General features: G+C 71.0%; 21 protein-coding genes. 15 read left to right on the forward strand and 6 right to left on the reverse strand.

The features are described 5' to 3' along the window. Positions 1-85: 85 nt before the first annotated feature. Both AC156L_RS08655 and AC156L_RS08660 read right to left on the reverse strand, forming a co-directional pair. Positions 86-1,279: a PQQ-dependent sugar dehydrogenase gene (locus tag AC156L_RS08655; RefSeq protein WP_330881539.1), complete on the reverse strand. Its 1,194-nt coding sequence runs from the start codon at positions 1,277-1,279 to the stop codon at positions 86-88. Between the two features lie 11 nt (positions 1,280-1,290). Then, the gene (locus AC156L_RS08660; protein ID WP_330881537.1) at positions 1,291-2,223 is read right to left on the reverse strand and encodes an alpha/beta fold hydrolase; all 933 of its coding nucleotides are present in this window, start codon (positions 2,221-2,223) and stop codon (positions 1,291-1,293) included. Between the two features lie 28 nt (positions 2,224-2,251). On the opposite strand from AC156L_RS08660, the gene AC156L_RS08665 reads away from it, so the two are divergent. Both AC156L_RS08665 and AC156L_RS08670 read left to right on the forward strand, forming a co-directional pair. After that, the gene (locus AC156L_RS08665; RefSeq protein ID WP_330881535.1) at positions 2,252-3,166 is read left to right on the forward strand and encodes a 2-hydroxyacid dehydrogenase; all 915 of its coding nucleotides are present in this window, start codon (positions 2,252-2,254) and stop codon (positions 3,164-3,166) included. An 83-nt stretch (positions 3,167-3,249) separates the two neighbouring features. Continuing rightward, positions 3,250-3,957: a DoxX family protein gene (locus AC156L_RS08670; protein ID WP_330881533.1), complete on the forward strand. Its 708-nt coding sequence runs from the start codon at positions 3,250-3,252 to the stop codon at positions 3,955-3,957. 54 nt (positions 3,958-4,011) lie between these two features. On the opposite strand, the gene ilvD is transcribed toward AC156L_RS08670, so the two are convergent. The 3 genes from ilvD to AC156L_RS08685 form a co-directional block, all read right to left on the reverse strand. Continuing rightward, positions 4,012-5,856 (reverse strand): dihydroxy-acid dehydratase, encoded by a 1,845-nt coding sequence (gene ilvD / locus AC156L_RS08675; RefSeq protein WP_330881531.1) that lies wholly within the window; start codon positions 5,854-5,856, stop codon positions 4,012-4,014. A 78-nt stretch (positions 5,857-5,934) separates the two neighbouring features. Next, positions 5,935-6,375: a vitamin K epoxide reductase family protein gene (locus AC156L_RS08680; RefSeq protein WP_330881529.1), complete on the reverse strand. Its 441-nt coding sequence runs from the start codon at positions 6,373-6,375 to the stop codon at positions 5,935-5,937. A 135-nt stretch (positions 6,376-6,510) separates the two neighbouring features. Further along, positions 6,511-7,020 (reverse strand): PH domain-containing protein, encoded by a 510-nt coding sequence (locus AC156L_RS08685; protein WP_330881527.1) that lies wholly within the window; start codon positions 7,018-7,020, stop codon positions 6,511-6,513. A 299-nt stretch (positions 7,021-7,319) separates the two neighbouring features. Here AC156L_RS08685 and AC156L_RS08690 point away from each other — a divergent pair, with 299 nt between their 5' ends. From AC156L_RS08690 to AC156L_RS08705, 4 genes are all read left to right on the forward strand, one after another. Further along, positions 7,320-9,152 (forward strand): acetolactate synthase large subunit, encoded by a 1,833-nt coding sequence (locus AC156L_RS08690; protein WP_330881525.1) that lies wholly within the window; start codon positions 7,320-7,322, stop codon positions 9,150-9,152. Further along, the gene (gene ilvN / locus AC156L_RS08695; protein WP_106188137.1) at positions 9,152-9,658 is read left to right on the forward strand and encodes an acetolactate synthase small subunit; all 507 of its coding nucleotides are present in this window, start codon (positions 9,152-9,154) and stop codon (positions 9,656-9,658) included. Before AC156L_RS08690 ends, ilvN begins: the two co-directional genes overlap by 1 nt. A 38-nt stretch (positions 9,659-9,696) precedes the next feature. Beyond that, the gene (gene ilvC, locus AC156L_RS08700) at positions 9,697-10,710 is read left to right on the forward strand and encodes a ketol-acid reductoisomerase (protein ID WP_330881522.1); all 1,014 of its coding nucleotides are present in this window, start codon (positions 9,697-9,699) and stop codon (positions 10,708-10,710) included. Positions 10,711-10,775: 65 nt separating this feature from the next. Next, complete coding sequence (locus AC156L_RS08705; RefSeq protein ID WP_330881521.1) at positions 10,776-11,045, forward strand: DUF397 domain-containing protein; 270 nt, start codon at positions 10,776-10,778, stop codon at positions 11,043-11,045. Positions 11,046-11,141: 96 nt separating this feature from the next. Here the strand turns inward: AC156L_RS08705 and AC156L_RS08710 are convergent, their stop codons facing one another. Next, positions 11,142-11,729 carry a TetR/AcrR family transcriptional regulator gene (locus AC156L_RS08710; RefSeq protein WP_330881520.1) on the reverse strand — a complete coding sequence of 196 codons (588 nt, stop codon included), beginning with the start codon at positions 11,727-11,729 and terminating at the stop codon, positions 11,142-11,144. A 113-nt stretch (positions 11,730-11,842) separates the two neighbouring features. Between AC156L_RS08710 and AC156L_RS08715 the strand changes: the two genes are divergently transcribed. The 9 genes from AC156L_RS08715 (at position 11,843) to AC156L_RS08755 (ending at position 25,223) form a co-directional block, all read left to right on the forward strand. After that, entirely contained in the window at positions 11,843-12,220 is a 378-nt protein-coding gene (locus AC156L_RS08715) for a DUF4267 domain-containing protein (protein WP_330881519.1), read from the forward strand. Between the two features lie 1,019 nt (positions 12,221-13,239). Continuing rightward, entirely contained in the window at positions 13,240-14,838 is a 1,599-nt protein-coding gene (serA, locus tag AC156L_RS08720) for a phosphoglycerate dehydrogenase (protein WP_330877256.1), read from the forward strand. A 331-nt stretch (positions 14,839-15,169) separates the two neighbouring features. Beyond that, positions 15,170-18,460, forward strand: coding sequence for a S8 family peptidase (locus AC156L_RS08725; RefSeq protein ID WP_330877255.1), 3,291 nt, complete (start codon positions 15,170-15,172; stop codon positions 18,458-18,460). Between the two features lie 235 nt (positions 18,461-18,695). Then, positions 18,696-19,730, forward strand: coding sequence for a 3-isopropylmalate dehydrogenase (locus AC156L_RS08730; protein ID WP_330877254.1), 1,035 nt, complete (start codon positions 18,696-18,698; stop codon positions 19,728-19,730). 162 nt (positions 19,731-19,892) lie between these two features. Beyond that, positions 19,893-21,527: a glycoside hydrolase family 99 protein gene (locus tag AC156L_RS08735; protein ID WP_330877253.1), complete on the forward strand. Its 1,635-nt coding sequence runs from the start codon at positions 19,893-19,895 to the stop codon at positions 21,525-21,527. Positions 21,528-21,785: 258 nt separating this feature from the next. Further along, positions 21,786-22,838, forward strand: a complete 1,053-nt coding sequence (locus AC156L_RS08740) for a FecCD family ABC transporter permease (RefSeq protein ID WP_484406738.1) — start codon at positions 21,786-21,788, stop codon at positions 22,836-22,838. After that, the gene (locus AC156L_RS08745; protein WP_330877251.1) at positions 22,838-23,602 is read left to right on the forward strand and encodes an ABC transporter ATP-binding protein; all 765 of its coding nucleotides are present in this window, start codon (positions 22,838-22,840) and stop codon (positions 23,600-23,602) included. Before AC156L_RS08740 ends, AC156L_RS08745 begins: the two co-directional genes overlap by 1 nt. Then, positions 23,599-24,576 (forward strand): ABC transporter substrate-binding protein, encoded by a 978-nt coding sequence (locus AC156L_RS08750; RefSeq protein ID WP_330877250.1) that lies wholly within the window; start codon positions 23,599-23,601, stop codon positions 24,574-24,576. Before AC156L_RS08745 ends, AC156L_RS08750 begins: the two co-directional genes overlap by 4 nt. Next, on the forward strand, positions 24,573-25,223 hold the full coding sequence (locus tag AC156L_RS08755; RefSeq protein WP_330877249.1) for a hypothetical protein: 651 nt from the start codon (positions 24,573-24,575) through the stop codon (positions 25,221-25,223). The genes AC156L_RS08750 and AC156L_RS08755 overlap by 4 nt, the downstream gene beginning before the upstream one ends. Positions 25,224-25,288: the final 65 nt, after the last annotated feature.

Below are 25,288 nucleotides of genomic sequence, written 5' to 3' on the forward strand. Positions count from 1 at the left end.
GAACAGCGACCTCCGGATCGAGTGCTCGCCGTTCAGCGAGGACGGCCTCGCCGACGTGCGCCCTCGTCGTGAACGGCCCGAGGCCCTAGTCCTTGCTCCCGCCGCTGGAGCTGTCGCGCAGCACGATCACCACGCGGTCGTCGCTGGAGATCGGCGTGCCGCCCGCGGCCTTGTTCACCGTGCCCACCAGCGCGGTGTTGTCGTCCAGCGCCACCAGCGGGCCGATGCGGCCGAAGCCGGTCTCCTTGTCCAGGAACGGTTCCGGCTTGCCGGTGAAGCCGCCCTCGGCGTTCATGGCGATCATCTGCGTGCCGGGCACGTTCGACGTGGCGACCCACATCGTGTTCGACAGCGACGCGCACCCGCCGACACCCGGCTTGTCCGGCCACGTCCACGCGGGCGAGCCGAGCGGCTTGCCCGCGGTGATCCGGTACAGCACGTCGGCGGAGGCGGTGGAGTCCGTGACCCACGTCTTCGTGCCGTCGGCCGACACGCACACGCCGCCGGGCGAGCGGAAGCCGCTGGCGACGACCGCGGAGCCGGTGGTGGGGTTGCCCGCCGCGGGCTGGCCGGAAGCGTCGATGCGGAGCAGCTTGCCCGCGAGCGAGGCCGGGTCGGCGGCGAGGGCGGGGTCGCCCGCGTCGCCGGTCGCGACCAGGAGGGCGCCCTCGCGGTCGTGGCCCAGGACGCCGCGGTTGCCGGTCGCGCCCTTCGGGATGCCCGTGAGCACCGGCTTCGGCGTGTCGCCCGGCGCGATCCGCATGACCCGGTTGTCCGTGTCGGTGGTCAGGTAGACGTAGACGAGCTGGTCCTCGCCGTAGGTCGGCGACAGGGTGAGGCCGGTCAGGCCGCCGTCGCCGGTCGCGTCGACGGCGAAGCTGCCCACCTCGACCGGGTCGACGTCCTTGCTGACCTTGAGCAGCTTGCCGGTGGTCCGCTCGGTCGCCAGCGCCGTGACGACGCCGGTCGACTGGTTCACGTCCATCAGCGCCACGCCGGAGAGGGGGTTCAGGCAGGTCGCCACGACGGCGGGGTTGAAGTCCTTGCAGCCCTCGGGCGGTGGCACCGACGTCGGCGGCTGCCCGCCCGGCTGCTGGCCGCCGCCCTGCGGCAGACCGCCCGGCATCTCGGGCGTCGGACCCGCCTGCGGCGTGAGCTGCGGCTGGGCGCTCCACCCGGCGGCCGACGGCTGCTCCGGGAAGTCGGCGCAGCCCGCCGCGAGCAGGCCGATGGCCGTGCTCGCGAGCACCGCGCGGAGCAACCGCTGAGGACGTGACACGGGTGTTGACCCTAGGCGCGGGGCCGTGAACCCGAGGTGAGCGGCGACGGCGGGTCCAGGTCGTAGAGCGCCCGGTGCACGGCGTCGACCCGGTCGATCAGGAGCAGCAGCTCCTCGGAGAGCACCTCCGGAGCCTCCAGCGGCAGGAAGTGGCTGGTCGGGAGCACCCTGACCCGCGCCTGCGGGAGCGCACCGGCCGGTCCGGCCATGCTCTCCGGCGAGGCCAGCACGTCGTACCGGCCCGCCAGGACCGTTGTGGGGCACGTCACGCCCGCCAGGTCCTGCCGGGGCGTCCGCCCGAGCGCGAGCGCCAGCGTGAAGTACCAGCTCCAGTCGTGCCGCAGGAACCGCCTCATCGACCCGGCCACGGCCTCGGGCGCGCTCGACGCCAGCATCAGCCCGCTGTGCCGCAGCAGGAACGTCGTCACGTCGTTGATCGGCAGCCGGTGCAGCACGAGGTCCAGCAGGGGACCCGCGGCGCGCAGCGCCCTCGTGCCGGTCAGACCGATGAGCCTGCGCACGTCCGGCGGCAGGCCGGAGATGCCGAGCATGCTCTCGAACGAGTCGCCCGGCGCGCCCGCGACCAGCATCAACCCCGACACGCGGTCCGGGTGCCCCAGCGCCAGCTCGGCCGCCACCGTCACGCCCATCGACCAGCCGAGCACGACGCACGACTCGACGCCCGCGTCGTCCAGGACGGCGAGCGCGTCGGCGACGTGGTCGGCCAGCGCGATCCGCGACTCGTCCTCCGGCCGCTCCGACCCCATCGTGCCGCGGTGGTACCAGCTCAGCGCCCGCACGCCCGCCGAGGGCAGCAGCAGCGCGGGCCACGTCTCCGGCGTGGTGCCCAGGCCGGGGCACAGCAGCACGGTGGGACCTTCCGACGAGGTCTGCCACACCCTGATCCGCGTGCCGTCCTCGCTCGTGACGTCGTGCTCCTGCATGGGGGGCAGTGTGCCGTAGGTTTCGGGGGTGACGCTCATCGTGTTGGTCCCCGACGACTACGGCGTGACGGCGCTGTCCTCCGTGGACGGTGTCCGCGCGGTCCGCTACCAGCCGGGTGAACCCCTGCCACCGGACGCCGCCGACGCGCGGGTGTTCGTGCCCAAGTTCCTCCAGGGCACCAATCCGCGCGAGGTCTACGCCCAGCTGCCGAAGCTCGAACTGGTGCAGCTGCTCAGCGCGGGCGCGGAGCGCTTCGTCGGTCAGCTCCCGGAGGGCGTGCTGCTCTCCACGTGCCGCGGCGCGCACGGCGGCAGCACGGCGGAGTGGGCGATCGGCGCGCTGATCGCGATCTACCGCGACTTCCCGGCGTTCGAGGCCGCCCGCCAGGAGCGCCGCTGGGACTACCACGTCACCGACACCCTCCAGGACAAGCGCGTCCTCGTCGTCGGCGCGGGCGACCTCGCCGAGCAGTTCCGCCGCAGGCTCGAACCGTTCGACGCGACCGCCACCCTCGTCGGCCGCACGGCCCGCGACGGCGTCCGAGGCATGGACGAGCTGCCCGCGCTGCTGCCCGAGCACGACGCCGTGCTGGTCGTCGTCCCGCTGACCGACGAGACGACGGGCATGGTCGACGCCGACTTCCTCGCCGCCATGCCCGACGGCGCGATCCTGGTCAACGGCGCCCGCGGCCCCGTGGTCGACACCGACGCCCTGCTGGCCGAGCTGACGAGCGGTCGGCTGCGCGCCGCGCTGGACGTGACCGAGCCGGAGCCGCTGCCCGCCGAACATCCACTGTGGACCGCGCCCGGCCTGTTCCTGACGCCCCACGTGGCGGGCAGCTGCACGGGCTCCCAACGCCGTTCGTACGCCGTCGTCGTCTCCGAGATGACCAGGTTCGCGGCCGGTGAGCAGCCCGCCAACCTGGTGAAAGGCGACTACTGACCCGCTCGGTCGGCGTTCGCGCCGGTCGGTCGGGCGGAATGGGCTCTCGCCAACGCCGCCGGAGTCTCCTATCGTGCCGGGTCGTGGCTACTCACGACGACCGCTCGGCCAGCTCCGGCGGTTACCCCGACGACGGCTTCTACCCGGCGAGCGGTTCCGGCGGAGGCGTGCACCACTTCGACGACGGGACGCAGTCGTTCGACGCCTCCACGAAGGCCTTCGACGACACCGGCTACACACCCCTCGACCAGGTCGAGCCGCACTACGAGGACGACGACGACCACCGCAGGGTGTTCGGCTGGAACGGCGGCACCGACCTCGGCCTGCTCGTGCTGCGGGTCGGCCTCGGCGCAGCGTTCGTCGTGCACGGCCTCCAGAAGGTGTTCGGCCTGTTCGGCGGCCCCGGCATCGACGGCTTCGCGAAGTTCCTGGAGTCCTCCGGCTTCCGCGAGGCCCGCATCCTGTCCTGGGTCACCGGCATCACCGAGCTGGGCGGCGGCATCCTGCTGGTCTTCGGCCTGTTCACCCCGCTGGCCGCGGCGGGCATCCTCGGCGTGATGGCCAACGCCATCGTGGTGAAGTGGGGCGGCGGCTTCTTCGGCGCGCCGGGCGTGGAGCAGGAGGCGTCGTTCGCCGTGATGGCGTTCGCCCTGCTGTTCACCGGCCCCGGCCGGGCCGCCCTCGACTACGGCAGGTCCTGGTTCCGCCGTCCCCTGCTCAGCGGCTCCGTCTTCCTGGTCATCGCCGCCGCGGCGGTCGTGGCGACGCTGTACGTGTTCCGGTCCGTCTGACGCCGGGGTCGGGCCCGCGGTCGCCCTCGGCGGCGGGCCCGACCCCCGGTGGGACTACCGCGAGGGGTCGCGCACGGCCCCGGTCGACGCGTCCGTGGTGAGCCGCGCGTACGCCCGCAGCGCCGCCGTCACCGGGCGCACCCGGTCGACCGGCTGCCACGGCCGCTCGCTCGCCTCCATCTTCGCGCGGCGCTCGGCCAGCACGTCCTCGTCCACGAGCAGTTCGAGCCTGCGCTCGTGCACGTCGATGAGGATCCGGTCGCCGTCCCGCACGAGCCCGATCGCGCCGCCGCCCGCGGCCTCGGGCGAGACGTGCCCGATCGACAGCCCCGACGACCCGCCGGAGAACCGCCCGTCGGTGATCAGCGCGCACTTCTTGCCGAGCCCCGAGCCCTTGAGGAACGCGGTCGGGTGCAGCATCTCCTGCATACCGGGCCCGCCCGCCGGACCCTCGTAGCGGACCACGAGCACGTCACCGGCCTGGATCTCCTTCTTCAGGATCACCGACACGGCCTCTTCCTGGCTCTCCACGACCCGCGCCGGGCCCTCGAAGTGCCACAGCTCCTCGTCGATGCCCGCGGCCTTGATCACCGCGCCGCGCTCGGCCAGGTTGCCGCGCAGCACCGCCAGGCCGCCGTCCTTGGTGAACGCGTGCTCGACGTCGTGGATGCAGCCCGCCGCCGCGTCGGTGTCCAAAGAGGACCAGCGGTTGGACGTGGAGAACGCCTCGGTCGTGCGGACGCCGCCGGGGGCGGCGTGGAACAGCTCCACCGCCCGCTCGGACGGGTTCGGCCCGCGGACGTCCCACTCGGTCAGCCACTGCTCCAGCGACGGGCTGTGCACCGAGTGCACGTCCCGGTGCAGCAGGCCACCGCGGTCCAGCTCACCGAGCAGCGCGGGGATCCCGCCCGCCCGGTGCACGTCCTCCATGTGGTAGTCGGAGTTCGGCGACACCTTCGACAGGCACGGCACGCGGCGGCTGATGTCGTCGATGTCCTGGAGGGTGAAGTCGATCTCGCCCTCCTGCGCGGCGGCGAGGATGTGCAGCACCGTGTTGGTCGAGCCGCCCATCGCCATGTCCAGCGCCATCGCGTTCTCGAACGCCTTGCGGTTCGCGATCGTCCGCGGCAGCGCCGTCTCGTCGTCGTCCTCGTACCAGCGGCGGCACAGCTCCACGACGGTCTTGCCCGCGTCGACGAACAGCTCCCGGCGCGCGGCGTGCGTCGCCAGCGTGGAACCGTTGCCCGGCAGCGCCAGCCCGAGCGCCTCGGTCAGGCAGTTCATCGAGTTCGCGGTGAACATGCCGGAGCACGACCCGCACGTCGGGCACGCCGACCGCTCGACCTCGTCCAGACCGGCCTGGTCGACGTTCGAGTTCGCCGACGCGGAGATCGTCGTGATCAGGTCGGACGAGGGGATCGCCACCCCGTCCACGACGACGGCCTTGCCCGCCTCCATCGGCCCGCCCGACACGAACACCACCGGGACGTTCAGCCGCAGCGCCGCGTTCAACATGCCCGGCGTGATCTTGTCGCAGTTCGAGATGCAGACGATCGCGTCGGCCTGGTGCGCGTTCACCATGTACTCGACGGCGTCCGCGATCACCTCGCGCGAGGGCAGGGAGTACAGCATCCCGCTGTGCCCCATCGCGATCCCGTCGTCCACCGCGATCGTGTGGAACTCGCGCGGCACCCCGCCCGCCTCGCGGATGCCCTCGGCGACGATGTCGCCGAGGTCGCGCAGGTGCACGTGGCCCGGCACGAACTGCGTGTAGGAGTTCGCGATGGCGATGATCGGCTTGCCGAAGTCGGAATCCGTCATGCCGGTCGCCCGCCAGAGCGAACGGGCGCCTGCGGCGTTGCGGCCATGAGTGGTGGTGCGGGACCGGAGCGGGGGCACGGCTCCTCCAGAATCTGCGAACAGCGTGAGGTGATCAGACGCCTGGTGGGCGTGACGTGCGGGTGGGGCCGGGGTCCCTCAGACGTTACTCGTGCGCAGCTCGGCCGTGACCAGCAGAGCGGCCAGTGCGAGCGTGATCACGTGCACCACCGTGCACCACAGGCAGATCTTCCCGATCAGGAACAGCTCGGCCGCCACGAGGTAGACGACCATCAGCACGCCGACGCCCAGCGACCCCAGCCGCACCCACCCGACCCACGGGTTCGCGGAGCGCCACGCCCACGGCAGGCACAGGACGGTCAGGAACGCGTAGAACGCCGTGCCGAGGTCGGCCACCGCGATGCCGAACAGCTCCGACTGCTCGCTGCTGGTCACCGACGCGCAGTCGACGACGCTGTTCTCCGCGCAGACCAGCAGGTTCGAGGTGCTGTGGTGCGCGATGGTGAGGTAGATCGACACGGCCAGCCCCGCGAGCGCCAGCAGGAGGCTGACCAGCGGGACGCGGGAAGTCTTGAGCACGGCCCCGACTGTACGGAGGGCGCGGGTTGGACCGGTGTGAACCGCGGCCCGGTGCTACTCGATCGAGTGATCTTCTGGCAGGGGGCCGATCCCGCGCCCGCGGTGCGGAACCCCGAACCGCGGTGCCGGGGTCCCTCAGGGACGTTCGGAGCGTTCCCGGTCGGTGTCGGCGCCGTCGGTCGGGGTCTCCGCTCCGGCCTCGGCCTCGCCGGGCTCGGCGGCGGTGTCGGCCGCCCCGTCCTCCCCGCCCCCCTCGTCGGCGACGGGCTCCCGCACCTCGACCGCGGGAACGGTGATCCGGCCGCCGCTCACGGCCGCCAGCGCGGGCAGGTGCATCATCCGCACACCGGGCAGCGGGATGAGCTCGTCGTCGGCCAGCACCACGCTCAACCAGGACTTCTCCGACAGCTTGACGGCCTTGACGTCGTCCCAGGCCACGGTCTTCGAGCCGAACGCCCCGCGCGCGACGATCCGCTCACGGGTCACCGTCGTGCGCAGCCGGACCACCCACGCGGCGAACGCCAGCGGCAGCACGTACAGCACCTGGAGGCCGGGCACGGCGAACGCCACGGGCGTCACGCAGATCAACCCCACCCCGGAGGCGAGGAGGGCGACGGCGGGGATTCGGAAGACCAGCTTGTCCACGTCCGCCATGGTCGCACCGGGCCTCCGAGCGGGTGATCCGGGGCCGGACCGTGGACCACGTCACGTCCACGATCCGGGATTTCGATCCCGCCCAGTTGACGATGCCGCGGATTCACCGTTAACGTCACCCCCATGCAGCGCACGCTCGTTCTCGTACTTCCCAGGCGCGTCGACGCCTAGGCAGTAGAAGCTGCGTCGACGCGCGACCCTCGTACGACCCGTTCGGGTTGTCGAGGGTTTTTTCGTGCCCGGACCCCCAGGTGGGCCCACCACCGCATCCGACACCACGAGGCAGACAGATGACTAGCGCAACCTCGCGACAGGCCACCGGCGAGTCGCCCCGCCCCGGCCCGCGGCCCAAACCGGCCCCGCCGAGCGGAGCCCCGATCCGCGTAACCGGCGCCCAGTCGCTCGTCCGTTCACTCGAAGCCGTCGGCTGCGAAATCGTCTTCGGCATCCCCGGCGGGACGATCCTGCCCGCGTACGACCCGCTGCTCGACTCGACCAAGGTCCGCCACGTCCTCGTGCGCCACGAGCAGGGCGCGGGCCACGCCGCGACCGGCTACGCGCAGGCCACCGGCAAGGTCGGCGTCTGCATGGCCACCTCGGGTCCCGGCGCGACGAACCTCGTCACCCCCCTCGCGGACGCGAACATGGACTCCGTCCCCGTCGTCGCGATCACCGGGCAGCAGAGCCGCCCGCTGATCGGCACGGACGCGTTCCAGGAGGCCGACATCTGCGGCATCACGATGCCGATCACCAAGCACAACGTCCTCGTCACCGACCCGGCGGAGATCCCGAGGGCCATCGCCGAGGCGTTCCACCTGGCGGCGACGGGCCGACCCGGCCCCGTGCTGGTGGACATCCCCAAGGACGTGCTCCAGGAGATGACGACGTTCTCCTGGCCGCCGGAGCTGCGCCTGCCGGGCTACCGCCCGACGACGAGGCCCCACGGGAAGCAGGTGCGCGAGGCCGCGAAGCTGATCGCGGCCGCGAGGAAGCCCGTGCTCTACGTCGGCGGCGGCGTCATCAAGGCCAACGCCAACGCGGAACTGCTGAAGCTCGCGGAGTCCACGGGCATCCCGGTCGTCACGACGCTGATGGCGAAGGGCGCGTTCCCGGACTCGCACCCGCAGCACATGGGCATGCCGGGCATGCACGGCTCGGTCGGCGCGGTCGCCGCGATGCAGGAGGCCGACCTCCTGGTCGCGCTCGGCGCGCGGTTCGACGACCGGGTCACCGGCCAGCTCTCGTCGTTCGCGCCGCACGCCGCCGTCGTGCACGCGGACATCGACCCGGCGGAGATCTCGAAGAACCGCCGCGCCGACGTGCCGATCGTGGGCGACTGCAAGGAGATCATCACCGAGCTGGTCGACGCCATCAGGGTCGAGGTGGAGCACTCCTCCAAGACCGTCGACCTGGGGCCGTGGTGGGACCACCTCAACGGCCTCAAGGAGACCTACCCGCTGGGCTACGACTGGCCCGACGACGGGACCCTGTCGCCGCAGTTCGTGATCGAGCGCATCGGCGCGCTGGTCGGCCCGGACGCGCTCTACACCGCGGGCGTCGGCCAGCACCAGATGTGGGCGGCGCAGTTCATCAAGTACGAGAACCCGCGCACGTGGATCAACTCCGGCGGTCTCGGCACCATGGGCTACGCGGTCCCCGCGGCCATGGGCGCCAAGGCGGGCGCGCCGGACAAGCAGGTCTGGGCGATCGACGGCGACGGCTGCTTCCAGATGACCAACCAGGAACTGGCCACCTGCGCCATCGAGGGCCTGCCCATCAAGGTCGCCGTCATCAACAACGGCAACCTGGGCATGGTCCGCCAGTGGCAGAACCTCTTCTACGAGGGCCGCTACTCGCAGACCGACCTCGGCACGCACAAGCACCGCATCCCGGACTTCAAGCTGCTCGGCGAGGCCATGGGCTGCGCGGGCCTGCGCGCGGAGTCCCGCGAGGAGGTCGACGCGGTCATCAAGCAGGCCATGGAGATCAACGACCGGCCGGTCGTCATCGACTTCGTGGTCGGCAAGGACGCCCAGGTGTGGCCGATGGTCGCGGCGGGCACCGGCAACTCCGAGATCATGGCCGCGCGCGGCATCCGCCCACTGTTCGATGAGGACCTGTGATGACCCGGCACACCCTGAGCGTTCTGGTCGAGGACAAGCCCGGTGTGCTCGCGCGCGTCGCGGGCCTGTTCTCCCGGCGGGGGTTCAACATCGAATCCCTCGCCGTCGGCCGCACCGAGTACCCCGACATCTCCCGGATGACCATCGTCGTCTCGGTCGACGAACTACCCCTGGAACAGGTCACCAAGCAGCTCAACAAGCTGATCAACGTGATCAAGATCGTGGAGCTGGAGCCGACCGCTTCCGTTCAACGGCAACTGCTGCTCGTGAAGGTCAGAGCCGACGCGACCGTGCGCAGCCAGGTGCTCGAAACCGTGCAGCTGTTCCGCGCCAAGGTCGTCGACGTGTCGCCCGAGGCGGTCACCGTCGAGGCGACCGGCACGTCTGACAAGCTCGACGCGCTGCTCCGAATGCTGGAGCCCTACGGGCTCCGTGAGATCGTGCAGTCCGGCATGGTCGCGATCGGCCGCGGCGCTCGTTCCATCACCGCCACCGCGGTGCGCTAACCCGAGTTTTCCGCTGTAGGGAAGGATGAAGTAACACCATGAGCGTCGAGATCTTCTATGACGACGATGCGGACCTGAGCATCATCCAGGGCCGCAAGGTCGCCGTGATCGGCTACGGCAGCCAGGGCCACGCGCACGCGCTGAGCCTGCGCGACTCCGGCGTCGACGTGCGGATCGGTCTCCTGGAGACCTCGAAGTCGCGGGCCAAGGCCGAGGAAGAGGGTCTCCGCGTGCTCACGCCCGCCGAGGCGTCCGCCGAAGCCGACCTGATCATGATCCTGGCGCCGGACACCGCCCAGCGGCACATCTACGCCCAGGACATCGCGCCGAACCTGAAGGACGGCGACGCGATCTTCTTCGGCCACGGCTTCAACATCCGCTACGGCCTCATCGAGGCTCCGTCCGGTGTGGACGTCGCCATGGTGGCCCCGAAGGGCCCCGGTCACCTCGTGCGCCGCCAGTTCGTCGACGGCAAGGGCGTTCCCGCGCTCATCGCCATCCACCAGGACGCGACCGGTGGCGCCCAGGCGCTGGCGCTCTCGTACGCGGCGGGCATCGGCGGCACCCGCGCCGGCGTCATCAAGACCACGTTCAAGGAAGAGACCGAGACCGACCTCTTCGGCGAGCAGGCCGTTCTCTGCGGTGGCGCGTCCGCGCTCGTGCAGACCGGTTTCGAGGTGCTGACCGAGGCCGGTTACGCCCCCGAGATCGCGTACTTCGAGGTCCTCCACGAGCTCAAGCTCATCGTCGACCTCATGTACGAGGGCGGCATCGCCCGGATGCGCTACTCCATCTCCGACACGGCCGAGTACGGCGACCTGACCCGCGGCCCGCGCGTGGTCAACGCCGCGGTCAAGGAGGAGATGAAGAAGATCCTGGGCGAGATCCAGGACGGCACCTTCGCGACCGAGTGGGTCGCCGAGGACGAGGCGGGCCGCAACAACTACAAGAAGTTGCAGGCCGAGGGTGAACAGCACCCGATCGAGGAGGTCGGCAAGAAGCTGCGCGGCCTGATGTCCTGGGTCGACCGCCCGCTGACCGACACGGTCTGATCAGCGCTTTTCCCAACGGAGCCCGCGACGCCGACGGTGTCGCGGGCTCCGGTATACCTAGGGACATGACCGAGAGCGCGCCGATCTACGACGACAAGGCTCACGTACGCGGCAACCTCGACCTCACCAAGGCCGAGTGGCAGCGCGGCGGTGACGACTCCGACCCGGACGGCGAACACGTGGAGATCGCCTTCGTCGAGCACACGGACGGCGTCACGTACGTGGCGATGCGCAACTCGGCCCACCCGGAGGGCCCGGTCCTGGTCTTCACGCCCGCGGAGTGGGACGCGTTCATCCTCGGCGCGAAGGACGGCGAGTTCGACGAGCCCTGGTGAGTCGCGCGCAGGACCCCTGGTCCGCGCCGGGCCGCCGTGAGGCAACTCGGAGGTCGCGGCGGAGGACCAGCGGCGGACGCGGTTCCCGCCACCCCGTCACGGCGCGGTCGCCCCACCGCCCCCGATCCGCGCGATGAGGAGTTCGAGCCGCTCCTCCTGGCGCTCGGCCGGGATGCGCCCGCTGTCGGACAGCACGGCCATGCCGTGCAGCGCACTCCAGACGACCTCGGCGAACAGCTCACGCCGGTCGTCCTCCGGGGAGAAGCAGGCGACGAACTCGTCGAACCCGGCCCGTAGCGGCGCGGGCGTCTCGGCGCTCGCGAACGCCAGGTCGGTCGGCAGGACGAACATGGCCTGGTACAGGGCGGGCCGCTCGGTCGCGAACTCCAGGTAGGCGCGGCACACGGCACGCAACGCCTCCCCGAGCCCGGACGCGGTCTGCCGCGCGCGCCGCAGGTGGGCGCCGAGCTCACCGAAGCCGTCGAGCGCGACAGCGCTGACGATGGCCTCCTTGCCGTCGAAGTGGCTGTACAGCACCGGCTGGCTGTACTCCACGCGCTCGGCCAGCCGCCGCGTGGTCACCGCCTCCCACCCCTCGCTCTCCGCGAGTTCGCGCGCGGCCGTGACGATCAGCTGATGACGGTGGGCGCGTTCACGCTCGCGCCGCGACTGGATGGCGGACATGCCCACATCCTAGCAACGCTAGACATCGTGTCGCCGCTTGTTCTATCGTTGCTAGCAACACTAGCGCCGACAGAACCCAGCACGGGCCCTGCGGCTGGGAGGGGAAGAGATCCATGCTCACGAACATCGCCTACGTGCTGGCCGGACTGATCGGCGCGGGCATCATCGTCATCGGCGCACGTGCCCTGTGGTCACCGAGGGCCGCGGTGGGTTTCGGCATCCCCAACACCCCGGTGGAAGACCGGAACTTCCAGTCCTGGCTGTCGGTCAAGGCGGTCCGGGACATCGCCTCGGGGCTCTTCACCTTCATCCTGATGGCGGGAGGGACGCCAGAACTGCTCGGCTGGTTCATCCTCGCCGCGGCGGGCATCCCCGTGGGCGACGCCCTGATCGTGCTGCGCGGCAAGGGTCCGAAATCCGCCGCCTACGGCATCCACGGAGTCACGGCGGCGGTGATGCTGGTGACCAGCGTGCTGCTGCTGGCGACGTAACGGCTCCGGGCTGCAACGGCGGCACGTCACCGGCCCCCCGGCCCCACTGATCTCCCGAGCCGTCTCGATCGCGCTTCTTGGGAAACCCTTTCCCCGGTCGGACCTCGATTTTTGGCATGGGGATGATCGCGCGATCGGGGTTTGATCGGGGAGTCATTCCTTCGGTGATGTGCCGGCCCTGGTCGGAGGTTGCGGCTGTGTGGTTGCGTGCCGCTTTTGGTTGGTTCTCGCTGTGCTTGATGTGGGCCGGGTCCTGTCCCACCCCGATTGCGCGATTGTCTCGATGCCTGATTTCGTTTGTCAAGGCGGGAAAGATGCCTTGACAAACTAAATCAGGCACGACGTGCGCAAGGCATCGGGGTGGGTGCGGGGGAGGAACGGTTCACGAGAAGTGTGATCGAGATGGTGTCGGGGTTTGGTCGGGGCCGGGGGCCCGGTCGGGTTTGGTTGCTTTGTTGGCGGGGTGGCGGGGTGGCGGGGTGGCGGGGTGGCGGCTAGCTGGCGAGTGGTTGTGGTCCGGTGGCCGGCTGGCGGCTGTGGGTTGGTGGGCTGTTGGGCGGCTGTGGGTTGGTGGGCCAGGGGTGTGGGTCGGTGTGGTGGCTGGCGGGTGTGGGCGGTGAGGTGGCTGCGGCGGGGTGGCTGTGGTTGCTTCGGGTCGGGCTCGTCGCGTCGGCGGGTGGGTGCCTTGGGCGTGAGGCCTGTTGCGGGCACATCCGCGGCGGCTGAACAAGCCCTGGCCCGAAGGTGTCCGGAACTCAACCCGAAGGTGGTCACCCCTAACTTCCGGGGAACCGCGTTCGCCCCTCCCACACCATGAGACCGCAGGTCAGCGGGACGGCCGTACGGTTGAATCCGCTGGTGAGGTGGGACACCCGACGTCGGTGGACGAGACCTCGCTGACTAGACTCGTTAACAGTCCGGACACATTGCCGTGGCCGGTCGGCGCGGCTGCCGACGGCGCCATTCCGGCCGCGGCCCGCGCTCCCCATCTGATCCCCGATGCCCTGGGAGCAACGTCCGTGAGCACGAGCCGACCTGTTGTCCTGATCGCCGAGAAGCTGGCCCCCTCGGTGCTCGACGTTTTCGGTGACGGGATCGAGGTGCGCCACGTGGACGGCACCGACCGTCCCGCGCTGCTCGAAGCCGTCGCCGACGCCGACGCGCTGCTCGTCCGTTCCGCCACCAAGGTGAACGCCGAGGTGCTCGCCGCGTCGACGCGGCTGAAGGTCGTGGCGCGCGCCGGCGTCGGGCTCGACAACGTCGAGGTGCCCGCGGCGACCGAGCGCGGTGTCATGGTGGTGAACGCGCCCACGTCGAACATCGTGTCGGCCGCCGAGCACGCCGTCGCGCTGCTGCTCTCGGTCGCGCGGCAGGTGCCCGCCGCGCACGCGACCCTCCAGGAAGGCACCTGGAAGCGCAGCTCCTTCAACGGCATCGAGCTCAACGGCAAGACCGTCGGCGTCGTCGGCCTCGGCAAGATCGGGCAGCTCTTCGCGGCCCGCATCGCCGCGTTCGGCGTCACGCTCATCGCCTACGACCCGTACGTGTCGGCGGCCCGCGCGGCGCAGCTCGGCATCGAGCTGGTCACCCTCGAAGAGCTGCTGGAGCGCTCGGACGCGATCTCCATCCACCTCCCGAAGACCCCCGAGACCAAGGGTCTGATCGGCGCCGACCAGCTCGCCAAGGCGAAGCGCGGCGTGATCATCGTCAACGCCGCGCGCGGCGGCCTCGTCGACGAGCAGGCGCTGGCCGACGCGGTCCGCGAGGGCCAGGTCGGCGGTGCGGGCATCGACGTGTTCTCCACCGAGCCGACCACCGAGAGCCCGCTGTTCGGCGTGCCCGGCATCGTCGTGACGCCGCACCTCGGCGCCTCCACGACCGAGGCGCAGGACCGCGCGGGCACGGACGTCGCGCGCTCGGTGCTGCTCGCGCTCGCCGGTGACTTCGTGCCGGACGCGGTCAACGTGCAGGGCGGTGGCGTGGTGGGCGAGGAGGTCCGCCCGTACCTGCCGCTGGTGCAGAAGCTCGGCACCGTGCTGGCCGCGCTGTCGACCAAGGCCCCGACCTCGGTCACCGTCGAGGTGCGCGGCGAGCTGTCCAACGAGGACGTCGCCGTGCTGCCGCTGGCCGCGCTGCGCGGCGTGTTCTCGCGCGTCGTGGAGGAGCAGGTCACCTTCGTCAACGCGCCGAACCTGGCGTCGTCGCTGGGTGTCGCGGTCGACCTGGTGAAGGAGCCGGAGAGCGCGAACCACCGCAGCCTCGTCACGGTGCGCGCCGTGCAGGCCGACGCGAGCGTGCTCAGCGTGTCGGGCACCCTGACCGGTCTCGACCAGGTCGAGAAGATCGTCGGCATCAACGGCCGCAGCTTCGACCTGCGGGCCGAGGGCAACGTCCTGCTGCTGGAGTACCCGGACCGGCCGGGCGTCATGGGCACCGTCGGCACGCTCCTCGGCGAGGCGGGCGTGAACGTCGAGGCCGCCCAGATCAGCCAGACCACCGACGGCTCGGACGCGTTCATGCTGCTGCGCGTGGACCGCCCGGTGGACAACCAGGTGCTGGACCCGATCGGCGCCTCGGTCGGCGCGCACAAGGTCAGCTCCGTCAGCTTCGAGCAGTGATCGCCCAGGGGGCGTTCCGGCCCCGGAACGCCCCCTGGAGCTTTGCCTGGATTGGGTATATCGCGCGGACACCCGCCCGAGTGACAGTTGACATCTGGTAAGCAATTCTGTGGGTGCCGTCACTCGTTCGGAGTAATATCCGGGTGATGTTCACCGATTAAATTCGCTCCAACGAGGTTGACCGAGGTGCCGTAGAGGGCACGGCACCCCCGCGGGCAGTTCCTACCTGGTCTCTCCCTTCTGCCCGCGCGGTCGTATCCGGCCTCGGTTGGGGCATGTTGTGAGTCGATCTCGCATTCTCGCCAGATCCGCGGGCCCTGTGCTCGCCGCGATGCTGGTAGTCGGCACCACCGCGGGCACCGCGGTCGCCGCAGACGACCCGAAGGCGGAGGCCGTCGCCGCCGCCAGCGGTCTTCCCGCCGCTTCCCTGCAGCTCAAGGTCTCGCCACGGCTGAAGACCACGACCGGCAAGGTCACCGCGTTCGTCGAGCTGGAGGCGAAGCCCGCCGTCGACGCGTACGACGAGAAGAAGAACCAGGGCGGGAGCAAGGAGCAGGCCAAGCAGGCCGCCAAGGACTCCAAGACCGACACGGCCAAGGTCACCGACCAGGTCGTGGGTCAGCTCAAGAGCACGGACTCCTCCACCAAGGAGGTCTCCCGGACCTCGAACGGCGTCCCCGGTGTCATCGTCACCGCCGACGCGCAGAAGGTCCGCGAGCTGGCGAACCGCTCGGACGTGAAGTCCGTGCGCGCCGTGGTGCCGAAGACCCGCACCAACTCCAGCGCGGTGCAGCTCACCAACACCATCAAGGCGTGGCAGCAGTACGGCAGGCTGGGTGAGAACGTCCGGGTCGGCATCATCGACACCGGCATCGACTACACCCACGCCGACTTCGGCGGCCCCGGCACGCCCGAGGCCTTCGAGGCGATCGACGAGACCAAGGTCGATCCGTCGTACTTCCCGACGGCCAAGGTCGTCGGCGGCATGGACTTCGTCGGCAACGGCTACGACGGCGAGAGCGACGACCCGGCGGTCAACACGCCGAAGCCGGACCCGAACCCGATCGACTGCAACAGCCACGGCTCGCACGTCGCGGGCACGACGGCGGGCTTCGGCGTCAACGCCGACGGCACCACGTTCACCGGCGACTACACGAAGCTGACGCCCGAGGCGCTCAACGCCATGAAGATCGGCCCCGGCACGGCCCCCAAGGCGCTGCTGTACGCGCTGAAGGTGTTCGGCTGCGAGGGCTCGACCAACGTGACCTCCGTGGCGCTCGACTGGGCGCTCGACCCCGACGGTGACGGCGACTTCTCCGACCACCTCGACGTGGTCAACCTGTCGCTGGGCCAGGACTACGGCGCACCGGACGACCCCGACAGCCTCTTCGTGAAGAAGCTGAACAAGAAGAACGTGCTGACCGTGTTCTCCGCGGGCAACGGCGGCGACCTCTACGACATCGGCGGCTCGCCGGGTTCCTCGCCCGAGGCCCTGACCGTCGCCAGCACCCGCGACGCGTTCGTGCTGCGCGACGGCGCCGAGGTCACGGCCCCCGCTGGCGCGACGGGTGTGAAGCCCGGCCAGTACAGCCAGAACTACACCGGCTACGCCACGCTCGACCTGACCAAGCCGGTCGTGAAGCTGACCGACCCGACGAACCTCGACGGCTGCCAGCCGTTCTCGGCCGCCGACAAGGCGCTCGTCGCGGGCAAGTTCGCCTGGCTGGAGTGGGACGACGTCGACGCGACCCGCCGCTGCGGTTCCGGCGCGCGCACGAACAACGCCCAGGCCGCCGGTGCGGTCGGCGCGCTGTTCTCGTCCTCGCTGGAGAACTTCAACGCGGGCATCGCGGGCAACGCGACCATCCCGGTCTTCCAGTTCACCGGCACGGCCACCGCGGCCGTCCGCCCCGCGCTGGACGCGGGCACGCTCCAGGTCCGCCTCGCTGGCGCCCTGCGCACGTCGACCCCGACCTACGACCAGTCCATCAGCGACACCCCGAGCTCGTTCACCTCACGCGGTGTGCGCGGCCCGGTCGTGAAGCCGGACATCGCCGCCCCCGGTGACACCATCGCCTCGGCGCTGGTCGGCTCCGGCAACGGCACCCTGGTCATCTCCGGCACCTCGATGGCCGCCCCGCACACCTCGGGCATCTCCGCCCTGGTCCGCGAGGCGCACCCGGACTGGACGACCGAAGAGGTCAAGGCCGCCATCATGAACAGCGCGAGCGCCGACGTGAAGGAGAACGGCAAGACCTTCGCGCCCAACCGAGTGGGTTCCGGCCGGATCGACGGCAAGGCCGCGCTGGACAACCAGGTCCTCGCGATGGTGCAGGACGATCCCGGCAACGTGAGCGTCTCCTTCGGCACCGTCGAGGTCGGCGGTCCGGTGTCGCTGTCCAAGACCATCAAGGTGGTCAACAAGAGCACCAAGTGGGTCGAGTACAGCGCGGGCTACGAGGCCATCACCTCCATCCCCGGCGTGAGCTACCAGCTCTCCTCGGGCTCGCTGAAGATCAGCCCCCGCGGCGTCGCCAGGGTCAAGGTGACCCTGAAGATCGACAACCCGGCCGCGCTGCGCAAGACGATCGACTCCACGGTGGAGCCGCTCCAGCTCGACGTGCCGCGCCAGTTCCTGGCCGACGCGTCCGGTCGCGTCGTCCTCACGCCGAAGGCGGGCACCACGGTTCCGCTGCGGGTGCCGGTCTACTCGGCCCCGAAGCCGGTCTCGAAGATCACCACGGCGGACTCCCTCCAGTTCAAGGGCAAGGACAAGCAGGCCGTCCTGAACCTCAAGGGCAAGGGCGTCAACCAGGGTTCCGGTTCGCAGGCGTACCGCTCGCTGATCAGCGTCCTGGAGCTCCAGGGCACCTCGCCCAAGCTCAAGGAGTGCGGCAAGAAGGTCACCGAGAACTGCACGATCAACGACACCGCCAAGGGCGGCGACCTCCGCTACGTCGGCGCCGCGTCCACCGCGCCGCTGGCCAAGGCGCAGGGCGTCCCCGAGGAGTCGCTGCTCGCGTTCGGCGTCGCGACCTGGGGCAACTGGTACAACATCGGCAGCAACACCATCCCGTTCGTCGACATCGACACCACGGGTGACGGGGTGCCGGACTTCGAGACGTTCGCCACCAAGCTGACCGACACGGACCTGGTGGTCGCCACCACCGTGAACCTCGCGACCGGTGCGACCGTCGACATCCAGGGCCTCAACGGCCAGTTCGGCGACGTCGACACGAACATCTTCGACACCAACGTCGTCGTCCTGCCGGTGCTGCTCACGGCGCTGGGCCTCGACCCGACCGAGGACACCTCGCGGGTGACCTACCAGGTGGGCGTCGCGGGTCTGTACGTCGCTCCGGGCACCACGAACGGCCTGATCGACTCGATCCCCGGCTCGTTCTCGTTCGACCCGCTCAAGCCGGGCCTGTCCGCGCAGGGTGGCGGTGACGCCGCGCTGTCGTACCTGGCGAAGCCGGGCACGGCGCTCGTGGTCAACCGCGACGCCGCCTCGCTGGCCAAGGACAAGGCCGACAGCCTGCTCGTCCTCAACCACCACAACGCCACCGGTGACAAGGTCTCCGTGGTGAAGGTGCGGGGCGGTTCGGGCGGCGGTTACTAGTCAGTACTGCTCCATCCGAGTGCCGGCCGGCCGGGGACTTCCCCGGCCGGCCGGTGTCGTTACACACTGCGGGTGACACCCGAAAGAGTGGTATGGACCGTGTAGGTGTCCCGCAGTACGGGAGAAGTGGCCACGAAAGTGTGTCCGAGAACCGTTTGAACTCCGGATAACCGGTAGCCTTTCGCAAAGGAAAGTAAGTCCCGACAATTGGGACTGATACCTGGGAGGTGTGTGGATGCGGCTCGCAGTGATCCCAGGAGACGGGATCGGGCCCGAGGTCATCGCCGAAGCGCTGAAGGTGCTCGGGGAGGTCGTTCCGGCGGCCGAGATCACGCGTTACGACCTCGGTGCGGCGCGCTGGCACGCCACAGGGGAGTTGTTGCCCGAGTCCGTGCTCGGAGAGTTGCGCCAGCACGACGGGATCTTGCTCGGTGCTGTCGGCGATCCGTCGGTGCCCAGCGGAATCCTGGAGCGGGGGCTGCTGCTGCGGCTCCGCTTCGAACTCGACCACCACGTGAACCTGCGGCCCGCGCGGCTGTACCCCGGCGTGCGCAGCCCGTTGGCCGACGCGCCGGAGATCGACCTGGTCGTCGTGCGGGAGGGCACCGAGGGCCTGTACGCGGGCAACGGCGGCCTCCTGCGCAAGGACACCCCGCACGAGATCGCCACCGAGGTCAGCATCAACACCTCGTTCGGCGTCGAGCGGGTCGTCCGCGACGCGTTCGCCCGCGCGTCCAACAGGCCGCGCAGGCACGTCACGCTGGTGCACAAGACGAACGTCCTGACCCACGCGGGCTCGCTGTGGTCGCGCGTGGTGGAGGAGGTGTCCCTCCAGCACCCGGAGGTCACCGTCTCCTACCAGCACGTCGACGCGGCCACGATCCACCTCGTCACCGACCCCGGCCGCTACGACGTGATCGTCACCGACAACCTGTTCGGCGACATCCTCACGGACCTCGCGGCGGCGGTGACCGGCGGCATCGGCCTCGCGGCCAGCGGCAACCTCGACGTGACCCGGCGCAACCCGAGCATGTTCGAGCCGGTGCACGGCAGCGCGCCGGACATCGCGGGCCAGGGCATCGCGGACCCGACGGCCGCCGTGCTGTCGGTCGCGCTGATGCTCGACCACCTCGGCGAGCACGAGTCGGCGCGGCGGATCGAGGCCTCCGTGGCCTTCGACCTCGCCACCAGGGACCACCAGTCGCCGGGGGCCACCTACGCGATCGGCGACCGCCTCGCGGCGCTGGTCTCCTCGAACGTCCGGACCTGATTCCCCGCACGGCACGGAAGCGCCCGCCCGACCACCGGTCCGGCGGGCGCTTCCGCGTCCAGGACCGGAAACTCCACGACTGTCGCCTCTTTGCGTGATTCTGCTCACTTCTTGCGCAACACTGGTCCGCGAGCACCTCCAACGAAGGAGATCGCGGTGGTTGTGTCACGCAGGACTTTCCTCGGATCCGCGCTGGCGGCGTCGGCCCTGGCGGGGGTGGTCCCCGCGGCGGCGCGGGCCGCCAGCCCGCCCGGCGACGTCGTCGGCAAGATCACCGTCGGCTACCAGGGCTGGTTCGCCGCCCCCGGCGACGGCTCGCCCATCAACGCCTGGTGGCACTGGAGCGACAACTGGGGCCGGCCGCCGTCCCCGTCCAACACCGCCATCACCGCCTGGCCGGACATGGGGGACTACGCCCGCGGCTACCCGACGGCGTACGGCAACCTGGGCGACGGCAGGCCCGCGACGCTGTTCTCCAGCTACGACCAGCAGACCGTGGACACCCACTTCCGCTGGATGCGCGAGAACGGCTGCGACACCGCGGCGCTCCAGCGGTTCAACCCGTTCGGCGGCGAGGGCCCGACCCGCGACGCCATGGCCGCGAAGGTCCGCTCGGCCGCGGAGGCCAACGGCCGCAAGTTCTACCTCATGTACGACGTCACCAACTGGCTCGCCATGCAGTCGGAGATCAAGACCGACTGGACCACCAAGATGTCCGCGCACACGGCGTCGCCCGCCTACGCCCGGCAGAACGGCAAACCCGTCGTCTGCATCTGGGGCTTCGGCTTCAACGACGACGGCCGACCGTTCGCCCCCGGCCCCTGCCAGGACGTCGTCGACTGGTTCAAGGCGCGGGGCTGCTACGTCATCGGTGGCGTCCCGACCCACTGGCGCACCGGGACCGAGGACTCCCGGACCGGTTTCGCCGGGGTGTACCGCTCCTTCGACATGCTCTCGCCGTGGATGGTCGGCCGGATCGGGAACGTCGCCGACACCGACCGCTTCCACACCGACGTCAACCGGCCCGACCAGGCCGAGTGCGACGCCCGCGGCATCGACTACCAGCCCTGCGTCCTGCCGGGGGACCTCCCGGCCCGGCACCGCGCGCACGGCGACTTCATGTGGCGGCAGTTCTACAACATGGTCCGCCTCGGGGCCCAGGGCATCTACATCTCCATGTTCGACGAGTACAACGAGGGCAACCAGATCGCCAAGACGGCGGAGACGCAGGCGTCCGTCCCGGTGGGATCGGGTTTCCTCGCGCTGGACGAGGACGGCACCGCCTGCTCCGCCGACTACTACCTCCGCCTCACCGGGGACGGCGGCCGGATGCTCAAGGGGGAGATCCCGCTGACGCCCGTGCGGCCGACGCCGCCGGTGATCGGGGGACCGCCGCCCGTCGTGGACCTGGCGCGCGGCAAGCCGACCGCGCAGAGCGGCCAGACCCAGGGCTACGGCAGCGCCAACACCGTCGACGGCAACCCCGACACCTACTGGGAGAGCACCAACAACGCCTTCCCGCAGTGGGTCCAGGTCGACCTGGGAACGCAGGTCGCGCCGCGGCGGCTGGAACTGGCGCTGCCGTCGTCCTGGGGCCCGAGGACGCAGACCCTCGCGGTGGAGGGCAGCCAGGACGGCGCGTCGTTCACGCCGCTGGTCGGCGCGGCCGGGTACTCGTTCGCGCCGGGCACCGCGATCACCCTGCCGGGTCGTGGGGTCCGGTACCTGAGGCTGGTGTTCACCGCCAACACCGGCTGGCCCGCGGGCCAGCTGTCGGTGCTGCGGGCCTTCGCCTGACGGGTCGCCGGGTCACCCCCCTCCGGGGTGACCTGGCACACGGCGGGTTGACACCCGATCGCCCGAGCGAACAGCATCACAGCGCTGCCCGTGGGGGAAGTCCGGTCGAAATCCGGCGCTGACCCGCAACGGTAGGTCCGGCCCCCCGGGGTCGGACGAGCCCGATCACCCATCGGCGGCGTGCTGCTCCAGCTCCTGCCGTGGTTCGCGGGACGGGGACCACTGCGGTCGCTCGCGCTCAGGCCACCCGTTAGAGAGGTGACCGTGACCGCGGTGCGCGTGGCCCGAACCAGTCCACTGGTGGTGCTCCTGGTGGTCGTGCTGGCCGCGTCCGTCGTGGCCGGCGTGGCCCTGGGGCCGGTGAGCATCCCGTTCGGCCGGGTCGTCGGCTTCCTCCAGGCCGCGTTCACCGGCGGGCGGGTCGAGGCCGTCGACGCCGCCCAGTACCGGATCGTCTGGGACATCCGCCTCCCGCGCGTGCTGCTCGCCGCGGTCGTCGGCGCCGGGCTGAGCGTCGTCGGCGTCGCCGTCCAGGCGATGGTGCGCAACGCGCTGGCCGACCCGTACGTCCTGGGCATCTCCTCCGGCGCGTCGGTGGGCGCGGTCGCCGTGGCCACGCTCGGCCTGTTCGCCTCGCTGGGGATCTACGCCTTGTCCGCCGCCGCGTTCCTCTCGGCGCTCGGCGCCACCGCCCTGGTGTACCTGGCCGCTCGCACGCGGGCGGGCCTCACGCCGTTGCGGCTGGTGCTGACCGGGACCGCCATGGCCTACGGCTTCCAGGCGCTGACGCTGCTGCTGGTGTTCCAGGCGCCGCACGGGGAAGCGGCCCGCGCCGCCATGTTCTGGCTGCTGGGCAGCCTCGGCGGCGTGACGTGGGGGGCGCTGCCGGTGGCCGCCGCGGTGGTGGCGGCCGGGACCGCGTTCCTGCTCGCGAGCGCCCGGCGGCTCAACGGGCTGTCCATGGGTGACGAGACCGCCACGACGCTGGGGATCGACGTGGTGCGGATGAGGCGGCGGCTGTTCGTCGTGACGGCCGGGATGACCGGTGTGCTGGTCGCCGTGAGCGGCGCCGTCGGGTTCGTCGGGCTGATGCTGCCGCACCTCGTCCGCATGGTCGTCGGCTCCGACCACCGCCGGGTGCTGGTCGTGGCACCGCTGGCGGGCGCGAGCTTCCTGATCTGGGTGGACGTCGCCGCGCGCCTGGTCGCGGCACCGGAGGAGCTGCCGCTGGGGGTGATCACGGCGGCGCTGGGCGTGCCGTGCTTCGTGTTCCTCATGCGCCGCCGCGGCTACGTGTTCGGGGGCGGCTGATGGACCTGGAACTCGACCGGGTCTCGGTCGACGGCATCGTGCGCGACGTCTCCCTGTCCGCCGGGACCGGTGAGGTCGTCGGCGTCGTGGGCCCCAACGGGAGCGGCAAGTCGACGACACTGCGGTGCGTCTACCGGGCGCTGAGGCCCAGCGGCGGCGCGGTGCTGCTGGACGGGCGCGACCTGCTGTCCCTGCCGCCGCGGGAGAGCGCGCGCAGCCTCGCGGCGCTGACCCAGGACAGCCACGTGGAGTTCGACTTCACCGTGACCGAGGTCGTCGCGATGGGACGGTTGCCGCACAAGGGCGCGTTCGACCGGGACACCGGGCGCGACCGCGACCTCGTCGCCGACTCGCTGCGGCGGGTGGACGCCGGGCACCTCGCCGAGCGCAGCTTCCTCACGCTCTCGGGCGGGGAGCGCCAGCGCGTGCTGGTCGCGCGGGCGCTCGTGCAGGAGCCCGACGTCCTCGTGCTGGACGAACCGACGAACCACCTCGACATCAGGCACCAGCTCGACGTCCTCGCGCTGGTGCGGGGCACCGGGCTGACCGTCCTGATGGTCCTGCACGACCTCAACCTCGCGGCCGCCTACTGCGACCGCATCCACGTGCTCGACGGCGGTCGGGTGGTCGCGGGCGGCAAACCCGTCGACGTGCTCACGCCCGACCTGGTCGAGGCCGTCTTCGGCGTGCGGGCGCACCTCGTGCCCCACCCCGTCAGCGGCGTGCCGCAGCTCCTCTTCGAACACCCGGAGGTTTCCCCGTGAGACGACTGCTCGCCCTCTTCCTGGTCCTGGGCACCACCGCGTGCGGTGCGACCGTCGCGCGGGACACCTCCGCCACCGACCCGGTGACCGTGGAGAACTGCGGGCAGGACGTCACGTTCGACCGCGTGCCCGCCAAGGTCGTCACCAACGACACCGGCATCACCGAGCTGATGTTCGCGCTCGGCCTGGCCGACCGGATGGCCGGGTACGTGGTCGGCAGCGGTCAGACCGCCGACCTCGCCACGTCGCCGTTCAAGTCCGACTGGGACCGGGTGGCCAAGCTCGGCGAGAAGATCAACAAGGAGGTCGTGCAGGCCGCGGGCGCCGACCTCGTCTTCGCGGGCTGGAACTACGGGTTCTCCGAGAGCACCGGGTTCACGCCGGACGCGCTGGCGGAGCTGGGCATCCCGACCTACCAGCTCACGGAGGCGTGCCGCAACGGCGTCGGCAAGCAGCGCGGCATCATGCCGCCGCTCGACGCGCTCTACGAGGACCTGCGCAACCTCGGCGCGGTCTTCCGCGTGTCCGACCGGGCCGAGCGGCTCATCGCCGGCTACCAGGAGCAGGTCGCGGCGGCCGAGAAGCTCATGGCGGGCAAGCCGAGGCCGAAGGTCTTCCTCTACGACAGCGGGCTCGACCAGCCGTTCACGTCCGGCCGCAACGCGGCCCCGCAGGACATCATCACCAGGGCCGGTGGCGACAACGTCTTCGGCGACCTCGACGACAGCTGGACCACCGTCGGCTGGGAGCCCGTCGTGCAGAGCAACCCCGACGTCATCCTCATCAACGACTACGCCGACGGCGACAACAACACCCCCGAGCAGAAGCGGGCGTTCCTGGAGGGCTACGCGCCGCTGGCGGGCGTGCCCGCTATCCGGGACAGGCGGTTCTTCGTCCTGCCCTACGCGGCCCTGGTCGAGAGTCCCCGCAACCCCGCCGCCATCGAGGCCTTCGCGAAGTTCCTCGCCGGATGACCGACTGGCTCGCCAGGTGCGACGAGCTCCTGCCGCGCGCGGCCGTCGGCGAGGCGGTGCCGTGGCGCGACTTCTGCTCGGCGGGCGGCCCCCACCTCACGACGTGCGTGGAGGAGTGGCAGCGGCGCGGCGGTTTCCGCCACCACCGCGCCGCCGTCGTGCTCGTCGCGTTCCGCGCGGGCTGGCTCGCGTGCTGCGCGACGGTCCCGGAGGTCCACTGGGGACTCCCGGTCCCGGTGCTGGCGTCGGCGGACGCGGTGCTGGGGCCCGACGGCAGGCTGGCGGGCCTGGCGGTGCGGGAGCGGCGACCGGTGGACGTCCGCGGGTGGTGGGCCGACGTCGACGCCTTCTTCGCCCCGCTGGCCCGCTCGCTCGTCGCGCTCGGGGCGCGGGAGAAGGAGCTGTGGGGCAATCCCGTGGGCCTCATCGGCGCGGTGGCCGCGCGGATGGCGGCCGGTGGCGTGCCGGGCGACCTGCTGGCGACCGCGACGGCGATGCGCGCCGCGACCGGGCGCGCGGAGCTGCTGACCCTCACCGGCACGGCGGAGGGGTGGCGGGCGCGGCGGCGCACCTGCTGCCAGTGGTGGCGGGCGGGCGGCGGCTACTGCGGCGAGTGCGTGCTGCTGGACTCGCCGTCCCGGCGGTGACACGGGCGTCCTGTTCACCCACCCGAACACCCACCCAGGATGTGGGAACTCTCGTCCGACGCTTG

It is taken from the genome of Umezawaea sp. (assembly GCF_057122925.1).